General features: G+C 46.3%; 6 protein-coding genes. 1 reads left to right on the plus strand and 5 read right to left on the minus strand.

Going from position 1 to position 6,340, the window contains the following annotated elements; genetic code table 11:
• The 4 genes from RIB93_RS00215 to RIB93_RS00230 all read right to left on the minus strand — a co-directional run bounded on the left by RIB93_RS00215 (position 1) and on the right by RIB93_RS00230 (position 4,548).
• Positions 1 to 1,218 carry an ABC transporter permease gene (locus RIB93_RS00215; RefSeq protein ID WP_446369153.1) on the minus strand — a complete coding sequence of 406 codons (1,218 nt, stop codon included), beginning with the start codon at positions 1,216 to 1,218 and terminating at the stop codon, positions 1 to 3.
• Positions 1,219 to 1,906: 688 nt separating this feature from the next.
• Positions 1,907 to 3,349, minus strand: a complete 1,443-nt coding sequence (locus RIB93_RS00220; RefSeq protein ID WP_446369155.1) for an HlyD family secretion protein — start codon at positions 3,347 to 3,349, stop codon at positions 1,907 to 1,909.
• Between the two features lie 270 nt (positions 3,350 to 3,619).
• Positions 3,620 to 4,021 carry a response regulator gene (locus tag RIB93_RS00225; protein WP_446369157.1) on the minus strand — a complete coding sequence of 134 codons (402 nt, stop codon included), beginning with the start codon at positions 4,019 to 4,021 and terminating at the stop codon, positions 3,620 to 3,622.
• A gap of 125 nt (positions 4,022 to 4,146) precedes the next feature.
• A complete protein-coding gene (locus RIB93_RS00230) occupies positions 4,147 to 4,548 on the minus strand; it encodes a response regulator (RefSeq protein ID WP_446369159.1) in 402 nt (133 codons plus the stop codon).
• Between the two features lie 280 nt (positions 4,549 to 4,828).
• Here RIB93_RS00230 and RIB93_RS00235 point away from each other — a divergent pair, with 280 nt between their 5' ends.
• Positions 4,829 to 5,722 carry a tetratricopeptide repeat protein gene (locus tag RIB93_RS00235; RefSeq protein ID WP_446369161.1) on the plus strand — a complete coding sequence of 298 codons (894 nt, stop codon included), beginning with the start codon at positions 4,829 to 4,831 and terminating at the stop codon, positions 5,720 to 5,722.
• A 262-nt stretch (positions 5,723 to 5,984) separates the two neighbouring features.
• On the opposite strand, the gene RIB93_RS00240 is transcribed toward RIB93_RS00235, so the two are convergent.
• A partial coding sequence (locus RIB93_RS00240) for a response regulator (RefSeq protein ID WP_446369163.1) occupies positions 5,985 to 6,340 on the minus strand: 356 nt, incomplete at its 5' end.

The raw sequence follows: 6,340 nt of genomic DNA on the forward strand, positions 1-6,340 counted from the left end.
CTAAGCACTTCTCAACGCTACAATTGGGTCAAGTTTCGCGGCTTGTCGGGCGGGGACAACGCCAAAGAATAAGCCAATTCCACCAGAAACACCAACCGCCACGAGAATAGCGATGGGAGAAATTCCAGCTTTTAATGGCGAGAAAGCACCGACAAGTAAAACACCACTTACCCCAATTGCCGTTCCAATGATCCCCCCGGCGGCGGAGAGAATAATGGCTTCAATCATAAACTGAATTAGGATATCCTCTTTTCTAGCACCCACGGCTTTCCGCAGTCCAATTTCCTGGGTTCGTTCCCTAACTGATACCAGCATAATGTTCATCACGCCGATACCGCCAACAACTAAAGAGATGGCTGCGATCGCGGCAAGCATGATCGTTAATGCGCCTGTCACCGTATTGACGATTTGTAAGATATCTTCCTGAGTCTGAACGCCAAAATCATCTTCACCTACAATCTTGTGGCGTCGCCGCAGTAAGTTTTCAATTTGAAACTGTGCGGCACTAATACTATCTCGATTCCTAGCAGAAATAGCAATCCAGCTAATTTGAACCCCGTAAGGAGAAGTGCGTCCCCGCAATCGATTCGCCATCGTACTCAGAGGGATAAACACTGTATCATCCTGGTTATTTCCTAAAAAAGTCCCTTTGGGTTCCATCACCCCGATAACTTCAAAGCTAACATCTTTAATCCGCACCGATTGACCAATCGGATCTTGATAACCAAATAATTTTTCGACGACTTCAGAACCCAGAATCGCAACTTGGTTATTGCGCTTGATGTCAATATCGTTGAAAAACCGTCCTTTGGCAATATTAAAGCTGCGAACAGATGGAAATTCTGTAGTCGTTCCTATCACCAATGAATTACTATTGCGATTGCGATATGTGATTAAATATCTCAGATTAATTTGCGGGGCAACTTCAGCAACGGCTGGAACTTGAGTCGCGATCGCCTTAGCGTCTTCCCAAACTAATGTTTTGGGAAAATCAACCGTTGTCTGTTGCGCTTCACGAGAGCCGGGAATCACAAATAGGACATTAGGTCCTAAAGCTTCAAACTGTTCAGAGGCTAGCTTTTGCGCTCCTTGTCCAATTCCCACCATCGCGATCACTGAGGCATTGCCAATGATAATGCCCAGCATGGTTAAGCTACTGCGTAGCTTGTTCGCCATCAACGTGGTGGATGCCATTTTGATGCTTTCTACAATATCCATTGGTCATTTGTCATTACATTATAGGATTATCGTGGTTGTAGGGGCGAGTCGCTGCACATAGTAGGCGGTGTAAGAATTAACCTATATCGACTCGCCCCTGTCTAAATACACTTGTCTTCTTATCACCTTGTTCCTCTTGTCTTGTCCCAACCATAAAATAAAAAAGCTACACCTGTAAGCGGGGGGCGACGCGGTAAAATTAAGGGTTAGGTAATGTTAATTGGGTATGGCGGCCATGCATGTCAACTTAAGGTGATAACTAATACTGGCAAGCGTTTCACCCTCATCCCCTAACCCCTTCTCCCATCAAGGGAGAAGGGGAACCGAAATGATTAATGATAAAAGATGTAGCTGCCTATATCTGGAATATAACACCTTTCTTGCTCCCCTCTCCCCTGCCATAAAAGCGAAGCATCCTTAGTCATCCCCCGTGCCATAAAAGCGAAGCATCCTCTGTCCTCCCCCCTCTTGTAGGGGGGAACGAGGGGGGTAGGGGGGAACGAGGGGGGTTGGGAGAGGGGCTTGGGGGTGAGGGGGTTGTGGCTTAAGTTGACACCAATGTATGGCGGGTCGCCCCTACAATGTTTACCTAGAGAGGGTTTTTCGGAAGACCAAGATATAAAAGAGGTGACAAAGACGGATTGGCAATTAGCGATCTTGGTTCCCCTTAAACTTCTCCACATTTGTTCTACTCTTCTTCTTCAGGATTGTAGTTTTCAGGTAAATCAATAAAAACCTTTTCTCCTTCTCTCAATCCCCGGATAATCTGAGTTTTATCCTCAATAGTTGCTCCAATTGTGACCTGTTTAAACTTAGGCTGATCTTCAAAATCAGGAACCATAACTCCAGTTTCGCCCTCTTGAGTCACAACCGCCACTGTCGGAACAACCAGAGCATCGCTAATCGGTTTTCCTAAAAATGTCAGATCAACATTCATCCCTGATCGCAACTTTTCTTGTGCTTCAGGTGCTAGGGCAACTCGCACTTGAAAGGAGGTGACATCATTCTGAACAACGGCTTCTGGGGCAACTAGTCTCACTTGACCTCGGAAAGCCTGATCCGGAAACGCATCTGAGATAACTTGTACGGGCTGTTTTTCTTGAATTTGTCCAATATCAACCTCTGGAACTTCAGCCAGAACCTCTAGTTGTTGGGTGGCTAATGCCACAATTGAAGTCGAGGTAGCTGAAGCTGTACTCGATGCCGAGGTTGTTGGCGTGACAAATGCGCCAACCGTGGCATATTTCTGAGTGATAATTCCCGGAAAAGGCGCACGAATAATCGTATCTTGTAGTTGGATGTAGGCAGCTTGGGTTTGGGCTTTCGCCGCTTCTACGGCAGCTTCAAATTGAGCTATTTCCTCTTTACGAGTTCCTTTGAGCAGTTGCTGCACCGCAAAACCCGCTTCATTCACCGCCGCTTTGAGTCGAACAATCTCTGGGCTAGTTTGCTCCTCAGTGTTTTTAGTATTGCGGACTTGGGCTAAACGTTGTTTGGCTTCTTCAAGCTGGGCTTGAGCAGTGCGGGCTTCTGTTAAGGCTTCATCAAATTGATCTTGGGATACAACGCCCTCCTCTACTAAATATTGATAGCGTTTGACACGTACTGTAGCTAAATCTAAGCGGGAACTGGCAGTTTGGGCTTGAGCTACTACTTGGTTAATTTCGCTGGGATTACCAACCAGGGCTTCTGCTAAACGGGCTTGTGCTTGCTGAAATCTCTGTTTAGCTTGGGCAATTTCTTCCGGACGAGGACCCGCTTTGGCTTCAGCGAGACGGGCTTGTGCCTGTTTTAGGTCAGCTCTGGCTCCTAAAAACCGAGCTTTAACATCCTCTTGTTCCATTACCGCCACCACATCTCCCGCGTCAACCCGATCCCCTTGTTCGACTTCTAATTTGACCAAACGACCCGACGTTTTCGGACTGAGGTTGACAGTTTGAATCGGTTGTACCGTACCATTTGCCGTGATCCGTACTGCTAAATCCTGCACATCCACTGGCACAGTTAGTTCATCAAGATCAACTGTGTCTGGTTTTGCCGCAATCACAAAATATCCCGCACCACCCGCGACAAGAAGGCTGGCTGTAATGATTCCCATTATCCAAGGGAGAGGATTATTGACTTTACCCATAGTCTGTGTCAGGTTTCCCCATCAGTCTGCTACAACAGAGTTTTTGCGCTCAAGTTTCTCTGTTCTTCTTCTCTATGGTAACGACATAAACCAAGCGGCTGGCTTACCCAATTGGTCATTTAAAAAACTCGGTGATTTGTCATACTCGTGAACAACCGTGGTAGAGACATTCCGCCACAACGTCTCTATTTACCAGGACTTACGCACAAACACATCATATAGTAGCGCCTGTGCCGTCAAGAGAGCGTAAGCCCTATTTACGCTGATGTACTAATGAGCTTTAGGCAAAAGTGCCAGGATTTGATTGACAAACTGTTGATGATCAACAATAGGTTTAGAGATATAACCATCGGCACCGCTTTGCTTAAGCAAGGCTTCGCGATCGCCTTCCATGGCATGAGCCGTTACTAATATAATGGGCAGATTGCTGGTTTGAGCATCCGCTTTCAGCATCTGGGTAATCTTGATACCGTCTACTGGCTTATCCTGGTAAACACTGTGAGCCAGGGAAACATCCATCAAGATAATATCTGCATCTCCCGCCTGGGCAATTTTCATGACCTCCTCTACATCTTCGGTTCCCTTGACATTCAAGCCACCCCGCTTCGTGAGAATTTTGGAAAAAATGCGAAGATTCATGGGATTGTCTTCTACAATCAGAACGGTTTTCATGGGCGTTGCATCAAGAAAGTTGTCTTTTGAAAAAAAGTGCGCTTTGATCATCAGTCTGACAGGGACTGGGCAATTAGTAGCGCCTGTGCCGTCAAGAAAGCGTAAGTCCTATTTACGCTGATGTACTAATCATCTTTGGGCAAAAGTGCCAAGATTTGATCGACAAACTGTTGATGATCAACAATAGGTTTTCTAATATAACCATCCGCACCAGCTGCCTTATGCAAGGCTTCGCGATCGCGTTCCATAGCATTAGCGGATAATAATATAATGGGCAGATTGCTGGTTTGAGCATCCGCTTTCAGCATCTGGGTAATCTCGATTCCATCAACTGGCTTACCCTGGTAAACACTGTGAGCTAGGGAAACATCCATCAAGATAATATCTGCATCTCCCGCCTGGGCAATTTTCATGACCTCCTCTACATCTTCGGTTCCCTTGACATTCAAGCCACCCCTCTGGGTGAGAACTTTGGAAAAAACGCGAAGATTAATGGGATCGTCTTCTACAATCAGAACGGTTTTCATGGGCGTTGCATCAAGAAAGTTGTCTTTTGAAAAAAAGTGCGCTTTGATCATCAGTCTGACAGGGACTGGGCAATGTTGCCACAAAAAAAATCAAATCTTCATCAAGTTAGTGAGCCAGACGCTTACATTACAGCAAATTTGGTGGTTGATGAAGTACAACCTACTCCAGCAAGATCCCCGACTTCGTAGAAGTTGTCGGAGATCTGTGTAGCCTGCACGAGAACGCCAGCAAGAATGTTAACGTAGCGAAAGATTCCTTATTGTGGTTTGAGACTTCGCCGTGTTCAAGCGTATCCTGTTATTGCCCATTTTTGTTCTACTTGCTTTCCTAACCAAGCCTGCTCCTGTTTCTGGACAAGCCCTGCTTCCCTATACCCTACAGCTCGATGCTGAGGAATTGGAGCAACAAGGCTTGAATCTGGCGCAGGATGCTGTTCAGCTGACCCGTTTTCAGCAATACGATCTTGCCTTATCTAGAGCTAAACTCGCTACTCAGCTTGCCCCCAACAGTTTTGAAACTTGGTTTATTTTGGGAACCTTGTATGTCCAAAACCAACAATTCGACGAGGGAATTGAGGCACTCTCTAAGGCTCAATCCTTAAAACCTGAAGAGGCTGGTGTTCTCTTCTCCTTAGGCAATACCTATTTTCAGAAAGAGGAATATCGAAAAGCTGTGTCTAGTTTAGAAGCTGGCTTGAAGATAGAACCTGAGGTTCCCGAAGCGCTCTTTGATCTAGGCAACGCCTACTATATGCTGGATCAGTATCCAATGGCGATCGCAGCTTATGAAAAAGCTGCCGATCAGGAACCGAGCGATACGTGGCCCGTGTGGCCCGCGATCAACAATATTGGGTTAGTCAAGTATGAACAGGGGGATGTGGCTGGCGCGATTGACAAATGGCAAGATTCGATCGCGATTGATCCAGAAGCGGCTGAACCGAAGCTGGCTGTAGCGGTAGCCCTTTATAGTCAAGGGGAGCAAGACAGAGGGCTTACCCTAGGAGAAACTGCCCTCCGCTCAGATGAGCGTTATGCTGATTTAGATTTCCTTAAGGAAAATCTTTGGGGGGAACGTCTGATCTCTGATACTCAAAAATTCTTGGCAAACCCCAGAATTCAGGCAACCATTGCCCCCGGTAACAATGTTCCTGTACAAGTGGACGTTACCCCTTGAATCAAAATTTGAGTGTTTCCAGACGCGCCATGGCGCGTCTCTACGCTGCTAAGGTATGGTATCAGGGGATGTATAAGCAAAAGTAACCGCAAGCTTTCTGACGTTTTTCATCCTCTATATTTTGCCGAAACGGTTGTGGTACAGTACAGGTGTACTTTAGCAAGACTCTAGGGGTTCGGCAATGTCAGCACCCAGTTTCCGAGGATGAATCGTTCTATACCAACAAGGGTTATCTCCAGGTGTTGCTCTTACTCAGGTTTGCTTAATCATCTTTGGGCAAAAGTGCCAGGATTTGATCGACAAACTGTTGATGATCAACAACAGGTTTAGAGATATAACCATCAGCACCACTTTGCTTAAGGAAGGTTTCGCGATCGCCTTCCATAGCATGAGCCGTGACTAATATAATGGGCAGATGGCTGGTTTGATCGTCCGCTTTCAGCATTTGGGTAATCTTGATGCCATCAACTGGCTTACCTTGGTAAACACTGTGAGCCAGGGAAACATCCATCAAGATAATATCTGCATCTCCCGCGTGGGCAATTTTCATGACCTCCTCTACATCTTCGGTTCCCTTGACATTCAAGCCACCCCGCTTCGTGAGAATTTTGGAAAAAA

Origin of the sequence: Coleofasciculus sp. D1-CHI-01 (genome assembly GCF_040218875.1) — a bacterium.
GTDB lineage: Bacteria > Cyanobacteriota > Cyanobacteriia > Cyanobacteriales > Coleofasciculaceae > Coleofasciculus.